This is a genomic window from Burkholderia territorii, from assembly GCF_902833055.1.
GTDB lineage: Bacteria > Pseudomonadota > Gammaproteobacteria > Burkholderiales > Burkholderiaceae > Burkholderia > Burkholderia territorii.
Window position 1 is genome coordinate 1 of sequence record NZ_CADFEJ010000074.1, and the last position, 624, is coordinate 624.

The following is a 624-nucleotide window of genomic DNA, read 5'->3' on the forward strand; positions in this document are numbered from 1 at the left end:
TCTGGAACTTGCGGCCGATGCCGGTGCGCGCGATCTCGGGCTCGCTCATGCGCGACAGGTCGAGGGTCTGGCCGAGGAACACCTTGCCCGCGTCGTGCCGGGTCTTGCCGGTGATCACGTCCATCATGGTGGTCTTGCCGGCGCCGTTCGGGCCGATCACGCAGCGCAGCTCGCCCGCGTCGATCGACAGCGACAGCTTCCTCAACGCGCGAAAGCCGTCAAAGCTGACCTCGACGTCCTCCAGGTAGAGGATGGTGCCGTGCGAGGTATCGATCGCGCCGGGCTCGACCACGCGCGCCATCGAGGCCACGCCGCTGAGGGTGAGCGCCTCGGCGCCGCCGTCGGGCTGGGCCAGGTCGGGCATCATGCCGTTCTCGTTCATCGACGCGCTCCGCGTTTGATCAGGGAATCGACCAGGCCGACGATGCCGCGCGGCATCAGCAGCGGCACCAGCACGAAGATCAGGCCGAGAAAGAACAGCCAGTATTCGGCGAAGTAGGCGGTGAAGAAGCTCTTCGCGCCGTTCACCGCGAAGGCCCCGACGATCGGCCCGATCAGCGTGCCGCGCCCGCCCACCGCCACCCAGATCGCCATCTCGATCGAGTTGCCCGGCGACATCTCGCT

Annotated in this window: 2 protein-coding genes; both read right to left on the bottom strand. The window is 67.6% G+C overall.

Features of this window, described 5'->3' with window-relative positions; translation table 11 throughout:
- The coding region (locus HW466_RS31050; RefSeq protein ID WP_176316139.1) for an ATP-binding cassette domain-containing protein at positions 1-382 on the bottom strand (382 nt) is incomplete at its 3' end.
- Positions 379-624: ABC transporter permease subunit (locus HW466_RS31055; RefSeq protein ID WP_425129838.1), on the bottom strand; the 246-nt coding region annotated here is incomplete at its 5' end. The genes HW466_RS31055 and HW466_RS31050, both read right to left, overlap by 4 nt.